Here is a 20,315-nt window from a genome sequence, read left to right as displayed (position 1 = left end):
GATAGGTGAAGCCATTGAAACTAATTCTTGCTCTACTAATCGGTATAACTTCTTTTCCGCTATTTCAAACGGATCATAATGATGAATTAATTTACTATCCACTGAATGAAGGGAATATTGCTTTCCTGAAAGTGAATGAGACGGATATCTATTTATTCAACACAGGGCATGAACTTGATCGACAACAAATTTTAAACCAATTAGATCAATGGGATGATTATACAATTCGTGGAATTGTTATTACGAAAATCGATGAGCACAACTGTGGAAACTTAACATTTCTCACAAAAAAATATTCTGTGGACCAATTAATAATTCCCGAACGATCAAAAACTTGTACAGTGAATCAAAAAGATGTCCAAGTCATCGATTTATCGAAAGAAAAATCCGTCCATTTTAACGATGAATACCAAGTGAAGTATTATCCATCCAAACATGGAATAACAGGAAACCTGGAATTAAAGCGTGATAACTTTTCTGCCTATTGGTATGAAACTTCGTCGGTCAAGCAGTACAGCGACCGAACGACCGTCGTTTATGTTCCTTCATATATTTATGAATCAGATTTAGATATAGGATTCTTGGATAAACTGGATCCACGCGTTGCAGTCATTCAGGAAAAAGCGAAGAAAAAACAAATGAGGTTACTGAATGACGTGTTTTCAAAGGAGTGGATTGAAGCGTTCTTTTTAACCAATCAACTATCTGTTCATATAGAATTAGGAAATAATCCTTATCGAATCTTCCTTGTCAGACGATAACCAATGAATTTGGGTGAAAACAATGAAAAAAATTGTTGATTACTGTTATAATGAACAGTGTGCTTAAATAGTCTAAAGAAAACGCAAGGTAGGTTCCACAGAAATGCAAATAAAGAAAAAATATATTGTCATCGGGATTATTACACTGATCGTTTTGTTCTTGGTTGCTCTTTTCAGTATTCTCATGGTTACATCTTATAACACAAAGAAAGATCATAAGGATCACATGGAACGTGTAGCGGAAATTGCTCTTGAGCACGGTCCAATTGAGTCCGTAGATGAATCGTTTGAATTCAATGGTGAATCATCTTATTTTGTCTATTTAGGTAAAAATAATGAAGATAAGGCTTACTATGTATTTGTACCAAAGACAGAAAAAGTTGAAGAAATGAAAACACTTGAGCAAGAGAACGGGTTGACAAAAGAAGAGATGCTGAACCAATGGTCTTCTCAATGCACGAACTGTGAACTCGTGTCCATCTCACCAGGAATTATCCAAGATCGTTTTATTTGGGAAGTGATCTACACAACGAGTGAGCAATATTACTTCCAGAACTTCCATTTTAGTGACGGAGAAATTTACGATTCAATCTCGTTTCAAAAAGAATAATGAAATCGAAATGAAGGAGTGGTGTTACATATGGAATTAGCCGATCGCGTTCAAGCATTGACCCCATCAACGACTTTAGCTATTACATCTAAAGCGAAGGCATTAAAAGAAGAAGGCCATGATGTGATTGGTCTTGGTGCTGGAGAACCTGATTTCAACACACCGGAAGACATTTTGAATGTAGCCAAAAAAGCGATGGATGAAGGAAAGACAACTTACACACCTGCTGGTGGTATTCCTGCATTAAAACAAGCGATCATTAAAAAATTGCAAGAAGATCAAGGGTTACAGTATACGGAAGAAGAAATTATCGTAACGACTGGTGCCAAGCATGCCTTGTATAATCTGTTTCAAGTGTTGTTGAACCGTGGCGACGAGGTCGTTATTCCTGTTCCTTACTGGGTAAGTTATCCAGAACAAGTAAAATTAGCAGAGGGGCAGCCCGTCTATGTAAAAGCTTCAGAAGAAAATGACTTTAAAATAACACCAGAGCAGCTGGAAAATTCGATAACGGATTACACGAAGGCTGTTATTTTAAATTCACCTTCAAACCCAACAGGCACACTTTATACAGAAGAAGAATTGAAAGCACTTGGAGAAGTTGCTCTTAAACACGAGTTAATCATCGTTTCTGATGAAATCTATGAGAAGTTAATTTATGGATCCGACGATCATGTCTCGATCGCTCAGTTATCCGATGATTTAAAAGAACATACGGTTGTCATTAACGGAGTGAGCAAGTCGCATGCCATGACAGGTTGGCGTATTGGATATGCCGCTGGAAATCAACAAATTATTCAAGCGATGAGTAACTTGTCATCTCATTCGACATCGAACCCGACAACCATTTCGCAGTTTGCTGCCATTGGTGCATACTCCATGGATCAGCATAAATTGAACGAAATGAAAAAAGCATTTGAAGAACGACTGAACAAATTATATGAATGGATGACAGATATTCCTGGTATTTCTTGTGTAAAGCCTAAAGGAGCATTTTATTTGTTCCCGAACATATCTGAAGTTGTAGCAAATTCGCCTTTTGATTCAACAGATGAATGGGTGAAACAATTACTAGAGGAAGAAAAAGTAGCCGTCGTTCCTGGTTCTGGCTTTGGTTCGCCAGAAAACATACGTCTATCATACGCGACATCACTTGAGAATTTAGAAGAAGCATCCAAACGAATTGCTCGCTTTGTGAAGAAGCATTCGTCGAATTAAGGAGGAAGTAATAAATGAAAACAACAATCGCAGAAGTCGGCAAACATGTAAATGAATCGGTAACGATTGGTGTCTGGCTTCATAATAAACGTTCTAGTGGAAAAATTGCATTTTTACAATTACGTGATGGAACAGGGTTTATCCAAGGAGTTATTGTAAAGTCTGTTGTGGGAGAAGAATTATTCGAACAAGCGAAGCATTTGAATCAAGAAACTTCTCTCTATGTAACAGGTGAAATTGTAGAAGACAAAAGAAGCCCTTTAGGCTATGAATTACAAGTAACAGGCTTTGAGATCATTCAAGAAGCTCATGATTACCCAATTACACCAAAAGAACACGGACCAGAATTTCTAATGGATCACCGCCATTTATGGTTACGTTCAAAAAAACAACATGCCATTATGAAAGTGAGAAATGAAATTATTCGTGCAACTTACGAATTTTTCAATGATGAAGGTTTTGTTAAAATCGATCCACCAATTTTAACCGGAGCTTCAGCGGAAGGAACAACGGAATTATTCCACACGAAATACTTTGATGAAGATGCCTATTTATCTCAAAGTGGCCAGCTTTATTTAGAAGCTGCTGCGATGGCGCTAGGTAAAGTTTTTTCATTCGGTCCGACTTTCCGTGCAGAAAAATCAAAAACACGACGCCATTTAATTGAATTCTGGATGATCGAACCAGAAATGGCTTTCATGGATCATGACGATAGTTTAGTCATTCAAGAAAATTACGTACAGCATCTAGTTCAATCTGTTTTGAAAAACTGTGATATGGAATTGGATGTATTGGAACGAGATAAAGAACAATTAGAGAAAATCAAAGCACCATTCCCACGGATTACGTATGATGATGCTATTGAATTCTTGAAAAAAGAAGGTTTTGAAGATATTGATTGGGGCGATGATTTTGGTGCGCCACATGAGACGGCGATTGCGAAAGCACATGATCAACCCGTATTCATCACGCACTTCCCGACGGAAATTAAAGCATTTTATATGCAACCCGATCCAAACAACGAGAAAGTCGCTCTTTGCGCTGATTTGATCGCTCCTGAAGGCTATGGTGAAATTATCGGTGGTTCCGAAAGAATATACGACTATGAATTAATGAAAAAACGCTACGAAGAACATGGGCTAGAAGGTCCTGCATATGAGTGGTATTTACAGTTACGCGAATACGGAAGTGTACCACATTCCGGGTTCGGACTCGGGTTGGAACGTACAGTTGCATGGATTTCCGGAACAGAACATATCCGTGAAACGATTCCATTCCCACGCTTATTAAATCGATTGTATCCTTAAGAAGACAGATGGCTCAATTTATATTGAGTCATCTTTTTAAGAGATTAAGTGACTTACCTTCTCAACGATTATCATGAAAGTTTTAGAATTTCTATACAAACAGCGGTTATACACTTCAGGAATATGAACGGCCTAGAAAGAGGGATCGTTTTGGATATACCATTTTCTTATCAAAAAATGATGATGCATCAGATCAGTGTTCCAACGGAGTTAATTCGTTCTTATCGAAAACTTGACCTCGTTGAACAAGATGTCATTGTTATTTTGCAACTGATCACTTTACAGCAACAAGGAGATTTATTGCCTTCATTTGAATTTATCTCCGAAAATATGCAACTATCTCCACATGAAGTAGCAAATATTTTAAAGAAACTTAAAAATAACGGTTATTTACGAATTGAACAAATAGAGGATGAACAGCGCATGGTGCATGAATGGTATTCTCTTGAACCGTTAATTAATAAATTATACGAAGGCTCTACCTCGACAAAAGAAGAAGAGAAGAAGGAAGAAGGAAAGCTTTTCGGATTATTTGAGCAGGAATTCGGTCGTGCGTTGTCACCTATAGAGATTGAAACCGTAAGCCACTGGCTTGATCAAGATCAATTTAAACCAGCTTTAATTAAAGCAGCTCTTCGTGAAGCTGTTTTAATGGGGAAAATGAATTTCCGCTATATTGATCGGATTTTGGCAGAGTGGAAGAAGAGAGGTATACGGAGTTCAGCGGATATGAACCAAACGAAAGAGCCGATACAAGAAAAACCAAAAGAGAAACGGGATACATCGGTTTATTATAATTGGTTGGAAGAGTAGGGGGGAAAACCTTGCTGACGAAGAAACAAATAAGAGTTGTTCTAGATACTTTCGAAGATATGTTTCCAGATGCTGAGTGTGAATTGACTCATTCAAACGAATTTGAACTATTGATTGCCGTCGTTTTATCAGCCCAAGCAACAGATGCGCTCATTAACAAAGTAACTCCCGATCTTTTTAAGAAATATCAATCACCAGAAGACTATTTAAATGTTCCATTAGAAGAATTGGAAAATGATATCCGACGGATCGGACTCTTTAGAAGTAAAGCAAAAAACATTCGCAAACTTTCCGAAGATTTGATTGCAAACTATGATGGGAAAGTACCGAATGATTATGATCAATTAATTGGTTTGGCTGGTGTAGGAAGAAAAACAGCCAATGTTGTGATGTCTGTCGCTTTTGGTATGCCAGCAATAGCTGTTGATACACATGTTGAGCGTGTTTCAAAGCGACTGGGAATCTGTCGTTGGAAGGATTCAGTACTTGAAGTAGAAAAAACATTAATGCGAAAAATCCCAAAGGAAGAATGGAGCGATACGCATCACCGAATGATTTTCTTCGGTCGTTATCATTGTAGAGCAAAGTCACCAAACTGTCCAGAATGTCCTTTACTGGAACTCTGCAGGGAAGGCCAAAAGCGGATGAAGAAAAAGGAAGTCATTTCGAAAACGTAACTGAACAAAACAATCGCCAGCTTCTATTGAGAAGCTGGCTTTCATATGTTGAAGATCTTTAGATTAATGCTGAAGAATGATTGATTAGTGTTGAAGAATTGAAAGTTAATGTTGAAGCCCAGCTAATTAACGTTGAACAAATAAAAATAAATGTTGAAGCGTAGCCAATTAATGTTGAAGATAAGCATATTAACCGTGAAGACATACACTCAGGGAGTAGCACGAAAATAAAACATCACAAAAAAGACATTGAGAACTGAATCTCAATGTCTTTTTGTTTTTATTTATGCAGCGTCTTCTTGATTTTCAGAAGACTGGTTTCCTGAAGAGTCATTCGTTGTGTTATCAGTTTCTTCACTATCAGGCTCAGTCTCCGTGTTATCATTTCCATTTTGTTCTTCGGTTTGATCTTGTTCTTGGTCACCTTCTTGACTATCATTGTCGTCGCCAGAATTAGTGTTGCCACCATTAGTGTTTTCATCGTTATTACTGTCATCGTTACCATTTCCACTATTACCGTCGTTACCATTTTCGTTATTACCATTGTTTTCTTGATTTTCTTCTTCATTTTCTTCTTCCGATTCTTCCTCGTCTTGCTCTGGTTCTTCTTCCTCTTCTTCAGGAATTTCTACTGAGGCAGTGACAGGATCACTTTGGTTTTCACTATTATTGGCATCAATCGCAACGAGTTCAAACGCATAAGTAGATCCTGGTTCAATTTCATCGAATGTGAATTCTGTCTCAGGTGTCGTTGTGACAGATTGCATGTCACTACCATCTACAGAGACACTTAGTTCAAATTCAACATCGATATCTCGATCAGAATCACCAAGTAATGGATGCTCCCAGAACAAGTTAATGAGCTGATCTTCTTCCTCATAGATTGCATCAAAGTTGGAAACAGGATCCATTTCAACATAGGTATCAGATGTTTCAGTAGGTTCATGACCTTTTACAAATAACTCTGTAACGATCTGACTAGATGGTGTATAATCACTAGCTAATTTTGCTGGACGAGAACCTTTTTCGACCGCAACTTCTATGACAGAGCTTGGTCGTGCGAAATCAGCTGTTTCTATACCTTCAGACATATGGTTCATCAGTTGACTGAATAATCGTTGAGATATTGATTTATCCGGAATTGATTTTTGTTCCTCAGCGTAACCACTCCAAACGGATATCGTGAAATTGGTTGAATAACCGACCAACCACGAATCCTTGTCGTCATTAGTCGTACCTGTTTTCGCAGCAACAGGAACGCTCACATTGGTATATCTTGAACCAGTACCAATTCTAGGTACATCTTTCAATACATCCGTAATCATATAAGCGGTGTAATCAGACATAGCTACACGAGACTCTGGGTTGATTTCAATTTCTTCTCCATCGCTCATAACGACTTTTTTGACTGAGTGAGGTTCATTGTAAATTCCCTCATTTCCAAAGGCTGTAAAAGCTCCGGCCATTTCAAGTGGATTCGTTTCCAATTTGCCACCACCGATTGAATCAGCAGGAACGAGGTGTTCTGGCATTTTCATACCTAAGCCTTCAGCAAACTCATATGCTTTCTCAGCACCAACTTCATCAAACGCTTTGTAGGCTGTCGTGTTATAGGATTGGTACAATGCCTCGCGCATTGTCATCCAGCCATGATAACCTCTCCCTGCGTTTCGAATTGGTTCATCTTTACCAGGAAAAGATATTGGCTCATCATTCATTTGATGATACGTAGACCATTTTAAATGTTCAATGGCAGGTCCAAAATCCAATACAGGTTTAATGGCTGAACCTGGTGGACGGTTTGAACTTAATGCATAGTTAAAACCAGCACCAATACCGTCTTTTTTGTTCCGACCGCCACCAATTGCTAAAATTTCACCTGTCTTTGTATCAATTGCGGCAATCCCTGCTTCCATTTCGTCATCCGGGAAGCTTACAGGTGAATCGTCACTTAACAGATATTCAACATGTTCTTGGGCAGATCGATCAAGTGTCGTATGAATCGTTAATCCAGAAGAGAAGATGTCAACATCATCGCCTAATTCATCTTCCGTTTCACGAATGACTTGTTCGATGAATGAATCATAAGGTATTTCTGTTTCATAACCATCTTGAATCATATCGGCTACAGCTACTTGTTTAGCTTCTTCAGCCTGCTCTTCGGTAATTTTATCGTGGTGAACCATTAAGTCCAATACCGTATTCCGACGCTCTTCAGCTAAATCCGGGTTCTTGATCGGATCATAAGCGGAAGGTCGCTGTGGAATCCCTGCCAGTAATGCCGCTTCGGCAATCGTCAATTCTTCCAAGTCTTTCTTTCCAAAGTAAACCTCTGAAGCTTTGGCAACACCGTAAAGCCCGTTACCATAATAAATTTTATTTAAGTACATCATCAAGATTTGTTGCTTTGAGTATTCTTGTTCTAATTGAATGGCCAAGTATTGTTCTTGGACTTTACGCTTAATTTTCTTATCTTTCGTTAAAAATGCATTTTTGACGACTTGTTGAGTAATTGTACTTCCGCCTTGTGATCCAAAGCCGTCTGTAATGTTCGCAACGACTGCAGCTGCTGTACGCCTGAAATCAATGCCGTTGTGATCCCAAAATCGTACATCCTCCGTAGCCAATACGGCGTCTTCCATTAATGGAGACAGTTCTTCATAAGTAATCTTACGTCTTTTTTCTGAACCTAGTTCGCCTACAAAATCACCGTTTCTATCTAAGATTATTGTAGAAAGTGGATCTTCAAGCTGTTCAGCATCTAAGCTTGGTGCATCGCTAATAAAAGATATCGCAACAGCTACAGCAATCACTGTACCTAATAAACCGACAATCAATAAGCTGATAAATAATTTTTTCCAACTAAACTTTTTCTTCTTTTTATTTTGTTGTTTCTTAGCCTTTCGACTTTTTGTTTCTTGACTCATAATTAATCTCCTCCGTTAATGTATACCTTCTCGATGACTTTGATGTAATCAACTTTTGCTTGTAATCTAAAAGGAATTTCAAAGCCTTTTTCTTTAATAAAAGTGTAGGGTAGGGATTTTCGTTTTCCATCAAACTCCGTATCCCATGCTCGTATAAATGGACGTATCGGTAACAAATAAGTTTCATTTAAAGGTTTGAATCGAATAATGAAAAAGCAAATACCTCCATGTTGATCGACATTTCGCATATGTTCTACCTGGTGGTCATGAATATTGGAAAATGGCAAAGATGTCTTATTATTCGTTTCTTTTGCTTCAAAGTCAATATATCTGCCTTTATACAAGCCATTGAAGTCTGTAGTCGAGGGTCTTCGATAATAAGCTTCCTTAATGACCGCTGCACTACGTTTCGGATAATCGACTTGTACGACTTGAACAGGTGTCGGTTTTTTATGAATGACAGCAATATTTGTATCTAAATAAAACTTATTCGTTTCCACAATTTCATTTTCGAGGGTCATTCCGCGATTACCGTATGTATTCAGTATGTTTTTTGATTGATTGATCGTCGCTTTTGGTGTGGCTTTTTTTCCATTCGGATAATTCATGGATACCTTCCTTTCATGGAACCCTGACATTATTGTATCAGAAGTGTAGTCATTGCCGTTTTACAATATCGTTAAATCGTACACTGACAAACGTGTGTTTCCTATCTATTTTACCAAACAATAGAGTAGGTTCCTATTGTGAATCAATAAAATGAAGCAGAATGAACGTTTTTGAATCGACTCATTTGTACATACTGTATAAAAACAGCGCGCAAAGGAAGAGGTACATGATACAGCTATGGATTCACTATATTAAGGACCAAACAGAAAAACATAATATCGATAATGTATCTAGAACGAAAGCATATTTAGAGTTCTATGAACGTTACCCAGATATACAGTGGGCATTTTTAGCAAGTTTTGTTTCTCGGAATGCAGGATGGAATATGACAGATTTATCGACTGAGACATACCAAAATTTATTATCAAAACAAGAACTGAAATCTCTCTATTTGACGTATGAAAGTACCAATTGGTATATATTCCAAGATGCGTATCCTCAATTACTCATCTACCATTTATCTGTAGAACAAAATAGGCCGATGTTTTTTCTACTGAAATACTTCCATGTTTCTTCATTCATGGAAGAGATGTGGTATGAATTTTTTAAGAATAAAGACCTTAATCAACTAATGTATGCCCAAATCATCAATGAACAAAACTTAATCCAGCATCCAATCATTGAAAACGAACCTTATCGAAAAAAGGTATTCCGCCGGATTCCTTATCATCTCCAGTCAATCTTTAACTTGAATGCTGTGTTATTACCCACGTTAAACGGCGAACTATACGGCGACTTTGTTCCACGTTTCAAACAAGTAACAAAGCGCATTCAATTTGGAAAAAAAATTGCCTCTATTTTGTTTGAGCAAGATCACTACCCATTATTTAAGGCGTTCTCGGATCAAGTGGAAGTGACCGGAAGCCGAATGGAATATGAACAGTTTTTATTTGAGAAACGAATTGAGACACCTACACTTGATCAAACATTTTCAGACACAAAACATTATTTGTTTGAAAGACGAACAGATTGGTTTGATCGAAAGAGAGTCAAAAAACGTTGGTTCAAAGATATTAAAATAAAAGAAATCAAACCGATCGGGGAGCAATTTTATGCGAAACGAGGCGGATTGGCAAATTTGACGAATACAATCGAAAAGGTGAAAAATCCATTTGCCGAGAAGAGGTGATTCAACAGATTCTTTGTCGGTATCCTTCTAGTTTTGTCAGGCTTGAAGGAGATTCTTTATAAGGTGTGTAAACGTATAGCTAAGCGAAAACAAAGGAGGACGATACTGATGAAGAAGCCGATTATAAGAGAAGATCACGTTCGAAAGGAATTACTGTTGAAATCACTAGGACGTTTGGAGAAAGAATTGACCATTTTAGAAGATCGTTTTTTTTCAAAAGCGCATGTAAAAAAATAAATGAATGATTGGCGCAATAGGCTATTTCATGATACATTATCATCACTGGTAGGTGAGATCATGGAAGAATTTATCGCGTTTACTAAAGATTTAAAAGAAAACTTACTCGAGGACTTATTTTACAAATATACAGAAGGCAGAAAGTTTAATCGAAAAGATTATGACGATTTTGCTATTGTTAAAAAAGAAAGTTATCCGCTTTTCGATCAAATAGAAAAATGGGAGACAGAGGCCCAGGCTATCGTTCATAAACTCCCGATTTTTCCCAATCAAATAACAAACACGAAAGATAACCTCGAAATCATGATCTTACATAGTTATTTTCACGACGTCAGAAGAAAGAGGTTTATGGAGCTATATCACTCGGTTTTATATAACTTCGATTTGGTTTTAGACCAATTTGACGCACAGTAATTATGAAGATCAATAGTAAACTGAGATAGGGTAGGGGGAAGCAAAATGGATCGAGATCGATTAATGAACCTGGCAAAAGAAATGCTGGACAAAGCGTATGTTCCTTATTCTGAATTCCCAGTAGGAGCTGCTTTGGTAACGAAAAGCGGGAAAGTTTACCAAGGATGTAATATTGAAAATGCCGCTTATCCAGTTAGCTGTTGTGCAGAACGTGTCGCTATTTTCAAAGCTGTTTCAGAAGGGGAAAAAGACTTTGACCAACTTGCGGTCATTGCTAATACGGACCGGCCAGTTGCACCGTGTGGCTCTTGTAGGCAAGTGATGGCCGAATTCTTTTCAGCTGATACACCGATCTATATGGGGAATCGAACGGGCGAAATTGAAGAAACGACTATTGGGAATTTATTACCTTATTCATTCACTACAGCAGACCTACGATCAGGTCAAGAAAAAAATTAGATGGAATTATGTCAGAAGAGCTAGAGAAATCTAGCTCTTTTTTTGATATACTGATATTATGACGATGAATGCAATTACCATTACAGGTTATAAACCATATGAATTGAATATCCGAGATGACAAAGATGAGAAAATCCTTGTTATTAAAGAAGCCATTAAACGATCTCTCTTGCGCTATCTGGAGAACGGCGTAGAATGGGTATTGCTTTCTGGGCAACCAGGTGTGGAAACATGGGCATTTGATCTCATTCAAGAACTAAAAGAAGCATACACCATCTATACAGCCATCGTTCCACCATTTATGGAACAAGAAAAAGTATGGAAAGAGCCCGTTCAGGAAAAATATTACCAAATGATTCAACAAGCTGATTTTTATCAACCTTTAATGAACAAACCTTACGAACATCCGCGGCAGTATGTCACCAAGGATAAATGGTTTATTGAAAAAACAGACGCTTGTATACTCGTTTATGAAGAAGAACATGGAGGCTCACCGAAATATTTCGAAGAATTGGCAAGAACGTACCAAGAAAGTCATATGTATGAAATGGATGTTATTTCATCTTTTACATTAGAGGATATTGCTAGAGAGATGAATGAGTTATAGATCGTGGAGGTGAATGGAAGTGAAAGGAATTAATTTAACGTCACAGGAAATACTGGATAAAGAGTTCAAAACAACGATGCGAGGTTATAACCAAGATGAAGTGGACGAGTTTTTAGATGTTGTCATTCAGGATTATGAACAGTTTCAAAAAGAAATCACGCGTCTGAAAGAAGAAGTAAGCAGATTAACACAAGCGAGCTCAACAAACACATCGACTGGTTCAACGCCACGTTCTCAAGTGAATGCGGATGTGTTACAACGTTTGTCGAACCTTGAAAAAGCTGTATTTGGAAAAAAATACTAAAACGATTATGATTAAAATTCCAGCAAATTACTTATACTGGCCCTTCTTCCTATGTTATAATAGATGAACTAAACCAAATATGATAAATGCTCAAGTAACCGCTCGCACATGTTTGCGAGAGGAAAGTCCATGCTCACACAAGCTGAGATGCTTGTAGTGTTCGTGCTTGACGAAACAATAAGTCAAGGCAGCGAAGAATCGCTGACGGCAGGGTTTCGACCTACGTCCTTAATGGATATGGTCCATGACCCTTTAAAGTGCCACAGAGACGAGCTTGATTGGAAACAATCAAGGTGGAACGCGGTAAACCCCTCGAGTGAGAAACCCAAAATAAGGTAGGGGCGCTCTATTGCAGGGAATTCAACCTAGCATAGAGGCAGGCTTGCTAGACAAGTCTGCAGATAGATGGTTACACCGGAGTACGAGGCTGACCACCGTTTGCAGTACAAAGGAACAGAACATGGCTTATGTAGCATTTATCGGTCATTTTTTTATACATATAGAGGGAGCCCTAGAAGGGAATGAATACTTTTGAAAGACAACGTAACATTGATTGCTACAGCAGCAATGGGGCTCGAAGGTCTTGTCAAAGAAGAAATTAAACAACTAGGTTATGAAAACATTCAAACGGAAAATGGTCGTGTCATATTTGAATCCGATTTAGCAGGGATCGCCCGAACGAATATTTGGTTGCGAACCGCTGATCGAATTAAAATTATGATAGGGCAATTTTCCGCTTTTTCGTTTGAAGAACTATTTGACCAGACATTTGAGCTTCCATGGCACGAATGGATTGAAGAAGAAGGTTTTATTCATGTCGTAGGTAAATCACATAAATCGAAACTCTATTCGGTACCGGATAGTCAACGTATTGTCAAAAAAGCAATTGTGAAAAAAATTCAAGAGCGAAAGAAAATTTATACTGCGTTGCCAGAAACGGGACCTCGGTACAAAGTTGAAGTTTCCATATTAAAAGACCAAGTCACTTTATCACTGGATGCTTCCGGAGCAGGATTGCATAAAAGAGGCTACCGGATTGACCAAGTGGAAGCACCCCTGAAAGAAACATTGGCAGCTGCTTTAATTCAGTTGACTAATTGGCGACCGGACCGGACATTTGTCGATCCATTCGCCGGTTCTGGAACGATTCCAATTGAAGCCGCTTTAATCGGTCAAAATATCGCCCCTGGATTCAATCGTAGCTTCGCGGCTGAAGAGTGGAATACACTTCCACAGGATATTTGGGATCGGGCGCTGGAAGAAGCTGAGGACTTAGCCAATTATGATCAACCTCTTGATATTCACGGCAGTGATTTAGATCCAAAAGCGATTCAAATTTCAAAACAGAACGCTTTAGAAGCCGGACTTGGAGATCTCATCCAGTTTAAACAAATGCGTGTCGAGGATTTCAAACCTAGGACTGAAGGTGGCTACTTGATTGGAAATCCGCCTTATGGGGATCGGATTGGTGAAAAGAAAGATGTCGAGAAAATGTATCAATCCTTAGGAAGTATTATGAAAGACTATCCGACATGGAGTGTATATATACTAACCTCGAACGAAAATTTTGAACAACTTTATGGCAAAAAAGCCACAAAGAAAAGAAAGTTATTCAATGGATTTATTCGAACGGACTATTATCAATATTTCGGAAGAAAACCAAAGTAGGAAGCAGGTGCTCCAGCAATGAAATTAACAAAAAGTGAACAGCTATTTCTAGAAGAATATAAAACGATTTCACACTACAGAGAAGCAAGTAGTTTAATTGCTTGGGATCTTCGGACAAAAGCACCGAGAAAAGGCATCAAACAACGTTCCGAAACATTATCTTATTTATCTGAGAGACTCCATCAATTACAGACATCTGACCGGATGAAAGAATTCATTGATGAGCTACAATCATCAGAAAATCCATATATTCGTCGCTCGATTGAATTAGTGCAACGTGAATACGAGTTTCATCATAAAATTCCAGTTGAAGAGTTCAAAGCGTTTGTTCAGTTAACTTCTGAATCCGAATCGGTTTGGCAGGAAGCAAAGGACAAAAATGATTATTCCATGTTTCAACCTTATTTAGAAAAGATCGTCGATTATAATATTCGGTTTGCGAATTACTGGGGATACGAAGGACATATTTACAATGCGCATTTAAAGCATTATGAGCCGGGCATGACTGTCGATACGTTAGACGGTGTATTTCCTAAGTTGCAAAAAGATTTATCTCGTATGATCGAACAGGTAAAAGCATCACCGATCAAACCAAAAATCGATCAAATTACCGTTCAATTTCCAAAAGAGAAGCAAGAGGCATTTGCCTTATATGTGCTAGATCAAATGGGATACGATTTTGAAGCAGGTAGGCTAGATGAAACCGTTCATCCTTTTGCAATTGAAATCAATCCACAAGACGTTCGAGTTACCACGAATTATGATGAAAAAGATTTCCGAACAGCAGTTTTCGGAACGATTCATGAAGGTGGACACGCCTTGTATGAACAAGGATTCGATCCTAAGCTCTATGGGTTACCGGTTTGTTCTGCCACTTCAATGGGAATACATGAATCACAATCATTATTTTGGGAAAACTTCATTGGTAGAAGCAAAACATTTTGGGATACGAATTATCCTACATTCTTAAACTATGCACCTGAATCGTTTAAAGATCTTGCAACAGAGGATTTTTACCGAGCGATCAATGAAGTGAAACCGTCGTTTATTCGAATTGAAGCTGACGAAATGACCTATGCACTGCATATCATGCTACGCTATGAAATTGAAAAAGGCTTATTGAACGGCGATTTAAAGGTAAAAGATTTACCTGAAATTTGGAATGACAAAATGGAAACATACTTAGGCATCCAGCCACCATCAGACCGTCAAGGCGTGTTACAGGATATTCATTGGGCTGGCGGAGACTTTGGTTATTTTCCTTCTTATGCACTGGGCTATATGTATGGCGCTCAGTTTAAACATACACTTGAAAAAGAAATCAATATCGAACAAGCAATTGAACAAAACGAACTAGGAAAGATTAAAGAATGGTTAAATCACCATATTCACCAACATGGTAGCATGAAAGAACCTCTCGATTTATTGCACGATGTAACAGGTGAAGGGTTAAACCATCAATATCTTGTCGAATACCTGACGAGTAAGTATTCGGATATTTATGGAATTTCTCTTTCTTAAATTAGACCTGAATTTGAAGGAGGAACATCTATATGGCGATGATTCATTCGGTTGGTACAGCTGTTCCTGAACAGCAATTAACACAAGAAGACGCAAAAAAATTCATCAGTTCTTTTGTGTCTGATCGACGATTGCGACGCTTTTTGAATGTATTTGACCAAGCGGATATCAGCAAACGCCATTTTGTTGTTCATCCTTCTTTTTTTCAGCAACAAAGATCGTTTCGGGAACGAAACAAATTATATGAAGAACATGGCGTTCAACTTGCTTTTGAAGCTGTTAAAAAATGCCTCAACAATCAACATGAAGTGCAGGTACCGGATATTGATGCCATCATCACCGTCAATAGCACCGGGGTATTAACGCCAACCTTGGACGCCCAACTCATCAACCGGTTAGATTTGAACGACCGGATTATACGCATGCCTTTATTTGGCCTAGGTTGTGCAGGTGGCGCCAGTGGTCTGGCTCGTGCGTATGATTACTTGAAAGCGCATCCAACGAAATCTGTTTTACTCGTTGCTACCGAATTGGCGAGTGTCGCCTTTCATCCGGATGACCTAACACCTAAGGATATTGTCGGTACAGCCTTATTTTCAGATGGGGCAGGGGCTGTATTGCTGTTGGGAACGGACCATCCATCAAATGAAAATGGTCCGAGTTTTCAATTGACCGCATCCAGTTCACGAATTAAGAAAAATTCCATGGATCTTATGGGATGGGATGTAAAAGATGATGGGTTCCACGTCATCTTTTCTCGCGAAATACCTGAACTCGTCCATACTTTTTGGAAAAATCACTTGAATGATTTCCTTGCAAATAACAGCATAGATTTAAGTGAAATCAATCAGTTAATCGCTCATCCTGGCGGTAAAAAAATACTTAAAAATATAGAAGAATTACTCTATCCCCATCAAGATGCCCACCTGTCCTCAATCGTTTTACGGCAATTCGGGAACATGTCATCAGCGACCGTACTTTTTGTCTTAGAGGCATTTTTGAATGAAGAAACGTCTAAAAAAGAAGGAAAACACTTAGTGACTGCTTTAGGGCCAGGATTTTCATCAGAGATGCTATTAATGGAGCGTAGCGAATGATTTATCTTGGCATCTGGTTTTATCTTATCTTACAACGGCTTTATGAATTACGTCTGGCCAAATCGAATGAAAAATATCAGAAAGCCCGAGGAGCAATCGAAATCCAAGATCCTTATTATCATTGGATTGTTTGGGTGCACACAATATTTTTCTTGGCGTTGTTGATTGAAGCCTATTTTAACCATCAACTACAAGCTACTTTATCTGCCATATGGTTGATTAGCTTTGTCGTGCTACAACTCTTGCGTTTTTGGTTGCTCCACACTATGGGGCGATTTTGGAACACGAAAATCATTGTGCTACCAGGCGCAAGGTTAGTGAATAGAGGACTTTTTCGTTTTGTAAGACATCCAAATTATTGGATTGTGTTCCTAGAATTCATCGTAATTTCTTTATTGTTTCATGCCTATTGGTCAGCAATTATATTCCCCATTTTACACATCGTGCTAATGTCCAAACGAATTCCGATGGAAAATAGAGCTTTAGAAAAATATAACGAGGGAAGGGGAGAGGTTTAATGTTTATTTCAGTAGATGAGGCTTATCAAAAATGGAAAGATTCGAACGTACAGTTTGTGGATTGCCGCTTCGATTTACAAGACACATCGAAAGGGGAAATGGATTATCGTTCCGCCCATATACCTGGTGCCGTCTATTTCAACTTAGACAGTGATCTCAGTGACCCTGTGCATGAACATCGAATTGGTGGTAGGCATCCGCTTCCAGATTGGCAAGCATTTGCTCAAAAACTAGGCGATCGAGGAATTGACCGGAATACCGAAGTCATTGTTTATGATGATAATCATGCTTTTGCTTCTAGGATGTATTGGATGCTAATGGTCATCGGCCATTCAAACATTTCGATATTGAATGGGGGTTTCACTGCGTGGAAAGATCATGGTTTTCCTACTGAATCGGGTTCGGTCGAAAAAGAACCTGTAACGTACGGAGATTTTCAAGTAAACGAAAAGCTTATGGTCAATCAGAAAGAAGTGAAACAAAAGCTCAATAATGAAGATGTAACCTTGATTGATTCACGAAGTGCTGAAAGGTATAGTGGAAAAATCGAACCAATCGACCACAAAGCAGGGCATATACCAGGTGCTGTGAATTATGATTGGTCACAACTTTTTGAAGATGGACAGTTGAAAAGCCAGCCAGAAATTAATAAACATTTTCAAGAAATCGACCGGAATAAGGAAGTGATTGTTTATTGTGGCTCTGGTGTAACGGCAACACCGAATGTCTTAGCCTTATTGCAAGCAGGCTACGAGAATGTGAAGCTATACCCGGGAAGTTTCAGTGACTGGATTTCGAATGACCAGAATCCCGTAGAAACCAAAAAATAGGTGAAGTGAATGTAAAAAAAAGGATGTCTACGTGTTCATAAGACTTGTAGCATCCTTTTTTTATGGTTCTGTTAAGTATTAACGTTGATTACTTTAACAGGGGAATTCAATTATGATTTATGGATTTTCTTGGCCATATACATAAACGGTGTGTCCAGTGCTGATACGAGAAATTTGATGACATAAGTTGAAAGGAAAATGGAAAGCCACACACTCATATCCGTCGTTAGGAAATGCCAAAATGCTATAACTGAGAAGATCGTCGTATCAATCAACTGACTGATCATAGTACTTAAGTTATTACGTATCCATAAAAATTTCGTTCCGGCAAATTTGCTCTTTAATTTCGCAAATATAACGACATCAATGTTCTGACTGATGATATATGCCAGCAAACTACCAACCGCCACTTGCGGAACAAGACTGAAAATATCCGAAAGTGCTTCATGGGCAACATCTGATTCATGCGGTTGAAATAGCAAGGCAAATTGCATGACAATAGTCATCGTAATCAACGTGTAAAAGCCTAACCACACTGCTTTTCGTGCTTCTTCTTTACCGTATTTTTCGTTGATGATGTCTGTTGCGAGAAAAATCGTTCCATAAACGATATTCCCTAACGTCGCCGTCACACCAAATAATTCTACTGTTTTCAACACCTGCATATTTGCGAGTACGGTGGACATCCCAATCCAAACAATCAAACCATTTTTCCCAAAAATACGATAGATAAATATGACCAATAAGAAATTGACCAATGCAAAAATTAACCATAATACTTCGTTTGACATTCAAACCACTCCTTAGTTTTGATTACGCAGGATTTTGCGAACTGCGTTTAAAACAACTATAAGCATAATAAAGAATTAGAAAATAAACAATAGCTGATTGAAAATTTTATGTGTGTTTATCAAAAAGAAAACTGGCCAAACCTACGATAGGCTTGGCCAGGGTATATTTTTTGTTTATTATTTTTTATTTACATTAGCTGCTTGTGGTCCGCGGTCGCCTTCCACAATTTCAAATTCAACTTCTTGACCTTCATCTAATGTTTTGAATCCTTCTTCTTGAATTGCAGAGTAGTGTACGAATACATCGTCTCCACCTTCAACTTGAATGAATCCATAGCCCTTTTCAGCATTAAACCATTTTACTACGCCGTTTTCCATTTAAATAAATCCTCCTAAAAACTTTCACCTGATGGTGTGTGATATTCACAATAACATGTAAAGTGACTAGTTCGTTTGCAAGATCAATGATTCACCATCTGAAATTCATCAATCACTTGCCAAAAAAAACCAAATCCTTCACATCTTTATTGCACTTTCAGTATACTGAATAGTCAGTTTAGCGTCAAGCAATAACATATTAGCCAGTGAACCAGCAGAACAAAAAGAATTGAGCAAGAATAGTATACACAAAAAAGGATCATCCGATTCACCCAGAGAATCGATGATCCTTTTTAATGTTAACGGACGGATTTTGCACCGATATATCGTGACTTCCAGTAGTTATTATCTAAATGACTAATGGTCACACCCGTTGACGCACCCGCATGAATAAACTTGCCATTACCAAGATAAATACCGGCGTGAGAAGGACCTGAGCGGTAGGTTTCAAAAAACACTAAATCACCGATACTTGGTTGATCCACCGATTTTGTCGAATTCCAAATGGAACTCACTGTTCTTGGCAGCGAAATGCCATGCTGATTATATACATATTGTAAGAATCCACTACAATCGAATCCAGTAGGCGTTTCTCCACCCCAAACATAAGGTGTTCCAATATGAGATTGAGCTGTTTTCATAACCGATGCGTGGCTCGCTTTGCTTGTTGTTTTAGTCTTCGTAACGGATTGTTCTTTAGGTTTCGTTGACGCTGATTGCGATTGTGTTACTTGTGAACGGTTGGTTGGACTATTGGAAGACTGCACTTGCTGGACAGTCGGTTCAGGTGTCTTCAATGTGTCCAAAGCCAGGTCGAATCCTTCAATATCTCCATAGCTTTCCAATGCGTTTTTTGTTTTTACACCAGCAATCCCGTCAATCGCAAAATCGTAATAGCCAAAGTAGCTTAGCGCGCGTTGAACATTTTTGACCCGATTGGATTGTTCACCATATGTTAATTTTTCAGCATAACGACGAATCGATTCATGGTAATGTTGTTCCATTTCATCTTCCAAGGCAATAATGGTTTCATCGTTCACTGCACCGCTGACTTCTAGTGAGTGTTCTGATTGAAAACTCTTCACAGCGTGTTCAGTTAGGATATTGTAATTGGGTGTATACTCACCTTGATAATGTCTAAGTACCTTTAATTTTCGTTGTAGTTCAACAACCGCTTGTTCATGGTCTCCATACTTCAATTGTTTAAGCTCTGATATTTGTTCTTTTGTTTGAGCGTCAACGGGTACATGAAGGATGAGGGGTGAACTGATGGCCAAACTACCTGCAACGGTTCCCAACAACATTGGTCTTCCTCTTTTTTTGCGTAACATCTTTTCATCACCCTTTGCACTTTGATATTAAAACTTTTATGAGTGGGCA

General features: G+C 38.4%; 22 protein-coding genes and 1 other RNA gene. 18 read left to right on the top strand and 5 right to left on the bottom strand.

All coding sequences use genetic code 11. The features are described from left to right. Positions 1-14 precede the first annotated feature (14 nt). The 6 genes from KQ486_RS00495 to nth all read left to right on the top strand — a co-directional run bounded on the left by KQ486_RS00495 (position 15) and on the right by nth (position 5,386). Positions 15-761, top strand: coding sequence for a hypothetical protein (locus KQ486_RS00495; protein ID WP_216686490.1), 747 nt, complete (start codon positions 15-17; stop codon positions 759-761). Positions 762-864: 103 nt separating this feature from the next. Then, positions 865-1,371 (top strand): cell wall elongation regulator TseB-like domain-containing protein, encoded by a 507-nt coding sequence (locus tag KQ486_RS00490; RefSeq protein ID WP_144158900.1) that lies wholly within the window; start codon positions 865-867, stop codon positions 1,369-1,371. Positions 1,372-1,401: 30 nt separating this feature from the next. Continuing rightward, positions 1,402-2,589: a pyridoxal phosphate-dependent aminotransferase gene (locus KQ486_RS00485; RefSeq protein WP_216686489.1), complete on the top strand. Its 1,188-nt coding sequence runs from the start codon at positions 1,402-1,404 to the stop codon at positions 2,587-2,589. A 14-nt stretch (positions 2,590-2,603) separates the two neighbouring features. Then, positions 2,604-3,896, top strand: a complete 1,293-nt coding sequence (asnS, locus tag KQ486_RS00480) for an asparagine--tRNA ligase (RefSeq protein WP_144158906.1) — start codon at positions 2,604-2,606, stop codon at positions 3,894-3,896. 150 nt (positions 3,897-4,046) lie between these two features. Then, entirely contained in the window at positions 4,047-4,709 is a 663-nt protein-coding gene (locus KQ486_RS00475; protein ID WP_246569027.1) for a DnaD domain protein, read from the top strand. Between the two features lie 11 nt (positions 4,710-4,720). Continuing rightward, the gene (gene nth / locus KQ486_RS00470) at positions 4,721-5,386 is read left to right on the top strand and encodes an endonuclease III (RefSeq protein ID WP_144158912.1); all 666 of its coding nucleotides are present in this window, start codon (positions 4,721-4,723) and stop codon (positions 5,384-5,386) included. Positions 5,387-5,670: 284 nt separating this feature from the next. Here nth and KQ486_RS00465 read toward each other — a convergent pair whose 3' ends face one another. Then, positions 5,671-8,313, bottom strand: coding sequence for a transglycosylase domain-containing protein (locus KQ486_RS00465; RefSeq protein WP_144158916.1), 2,643 nt, complete (start codon positions 8,311-8,313; stop codon positions 5,671-5,673). 2 nt (positions 8,314-8,315) lie between these two features. Beyond that, positions 8,316-8,921, bottom strand: coding sequence for a Holliday junction resolvase RecU (recU, locus tag KQ486_RS00460; protein ID WP_144158919.1), 606 nt, complete (start codon positions 8,919-8,921; stop codon positions 8,316-8,318). Positions 8,922-9,148: 227 nt separating this feature from the next. Here recU and KQ486_RS00455 point away from each other — a divergent pair, with 227 nt between their 5' ends. The 12 genes from KQ486_RS00455 (at position 9,149) to KQ486_RS00405 (ending at position 17,766) form a co-directional block, all read left to right on the top strand. After that, positions 9,149-10,111: a DUF2515 family protein gene (locus KQ486_RS00455; protein ID WP_186278486.1), complete on the top strand. Its 963-nt coding sequence runs from the start codon at positions 9,149-9,151 to the stop codon at positions 10,109-10,111. Positions 10,112-10,219: 108 nt separating this feature from the next. After that, entirely contained in the window at positions 10,220-10,348 is a 129-nt protein-coding gene (locus KQ486_RS14525) for a hypothetical protein (protein WP_255439603.1), read from the top strand. Between the two features lie 60 nt (positions 10,349-10,408). Then, positions 10,409-10,762: a DUF1798 family protein gene (locus KQ486_RS00450; protein WP_186278487.1), complete on the top strand. Its 354-nt coding sequence runs from the start codon at positions 10,409-10,411 to the stop codon at positions 10,760-10,762. A gap of 45 nt (positions 10,763-10,807) precedes the next feature. Beyond that, positions 10,808-11,221, top strand: a complete 414-nt coding sequence (gene cdd / locus KQ486_RS00445; RefSeq protein ID WP_144158928.1) for a cytidine deaminase — start codon at positions 10,808-10,810, stop codon at positions 11,219-11,221. 58 nt (positions 11,222-11,279) lie between these two features. Further along, positions 11,280-11,828 carry an SLOG family protein gene (locus KQ486_RS00440; protein WP_216686488.1) on the top strand — a complete coding sequence of 183 codons (549 nt, stop codon included), beginning with the start codon at positions 11,280-11,282 and terminating at the stop codon, positions 11,826-11,828. Between the two features lie 13 nt (positions 11,829-11,841). Continuing rightward, positions 11,842-12,132: a cell division regulator GpsB gene (gene gpsB, locus KQ486_RS00435; protein ID WP_144158934.1), complete on the top strand. Its 291-nt coding sequence runs from the start codon at positions 11,842-11,844 to the stop codon at positions 12,130-12,132. Between the two features lie 86 nt (positions 12,133-12,218). Continuing rightward, an RNA gene (gene rnpB, locus KQ486_RS00430) (RNase P RNA component class B) lies at positions 12,219-12,605 on the top strand. A gap of 58 nt (positions 12,606-12,663) precedes the next feature. Beyond that, positions 12,664-13,800 carry a THUMP domain-containing class I SAM-dependent RNA methyltransferase gene (locus KQ486_RS00425; protein ID WP_246569025.1) on the top strand — a complete coding sequence of 379 codons (1,137 nt, stop codon included), beginning with the start codon at positions 12,664-12,666 and terminating at the stop codon, positions 13,798-13,800. A gap of 18 nt (positions 13,801-13,818) precedes the next feature. Then, on the top strand, positions 13,819-15,321 hold the full coding sequence (locus KQ486_RS00420) for a carboxypeptidase M32 (protein WP_216686487.1): 1,503 nt from the start codon (positions 13,819-13,821) through the stop codon (positions 15,319-15,321). A 32-nt stretch (positions 15,322-15,353) separates the two neighbouring features. After that, positions 15,354-16,418: a type III polyketide synthase gene (locus KQ486_RS00415; protein ID WP_216686486.1), complete on the top strand. Its 1,065-nt coding sequence runs from the start codon at positions 15,354-15,356 to the stop codon at positions 16,416-16,418. Further along, positions 16,415-16,936, top strand: a complete 522-nt coding sequence (locus tag KQ486_RS00410; protein WP_246569023.1) for an isoprenylcysteine carboxyl methyltransferase family protein — start codon at positions 16,415-16,417, stop codon at positions 16,934-16,936. Before KQ486_RS00415 ends, KQ486_RS00410 begins: the two co-directional genes overlap by 4 nt. Next, entirely contained in the window at positions 16,936-17,766 is an 831-nt protein-coding gene (locus KQ486_RS00405; protein WP_216686485.1) for a sulfurtransferase, read from the top strand. The genes KQ486_RS00410 and KQ486_RS00405 overlap by 1 nt, the downstream gene beginning before the upstream one ends. 110 nt (positions 17,767-17,876) lie before the next feature. On the opposite strand, the gene KQ486_RS00400 is transcribed toward KQ486_RS00405, so the two are convergent. From KQ486_RS00400 to KQ486_RS00390, 3 genes are all read right to left on the bottom strand, one after another. Then, positions 17,877-18,557, bottom strand: a complete 681-nt coding sequence (locus KQ486_RS00400) for a queuosine precursor transporter (RefSeq protein ID WP_216686484.1) — start codon at positions 18,555-18,557, stop codon at positions 17,877-17,879. Between the two features lie 177 nt (positions 18,558-18,734). Next, positions 18,735-18,935, bottom strand: a complete 201-nt coding sequence (locus KQ486_RS00395) for a cold-shock protein (protein WP_144158949.1) — start codon at positions 18,933-18,935, stop codon at positions 18,735-18,737. Positions 18,936-19,234: 299 nt separating this feature from the next. Further along, complete coding sequence (locus KQ486_RS00390) at positions 19,235-20,266, bottom strand: C40 family peptidase (RefSeq protein WP_144158952.1); 1,032 nt, start codon at positions 20,264-20,266, stop codon at positions 19,235-19,237. Between the last annotated feature and the right edge of the window lie 49 nt (positions 20,267-20,315).

The organism is Allobacillus halotolerans (genome assembly GCF_018967645.1).
Lineage (GTDB): Bacteria > Bacillota > Bacilli > Bacillales > Alkalibacillaceae > Allobacillus > Allobacillus halotolerans.
This window is presented reverse-complemented; position numbering and strand designations above follow the sequence as displayed.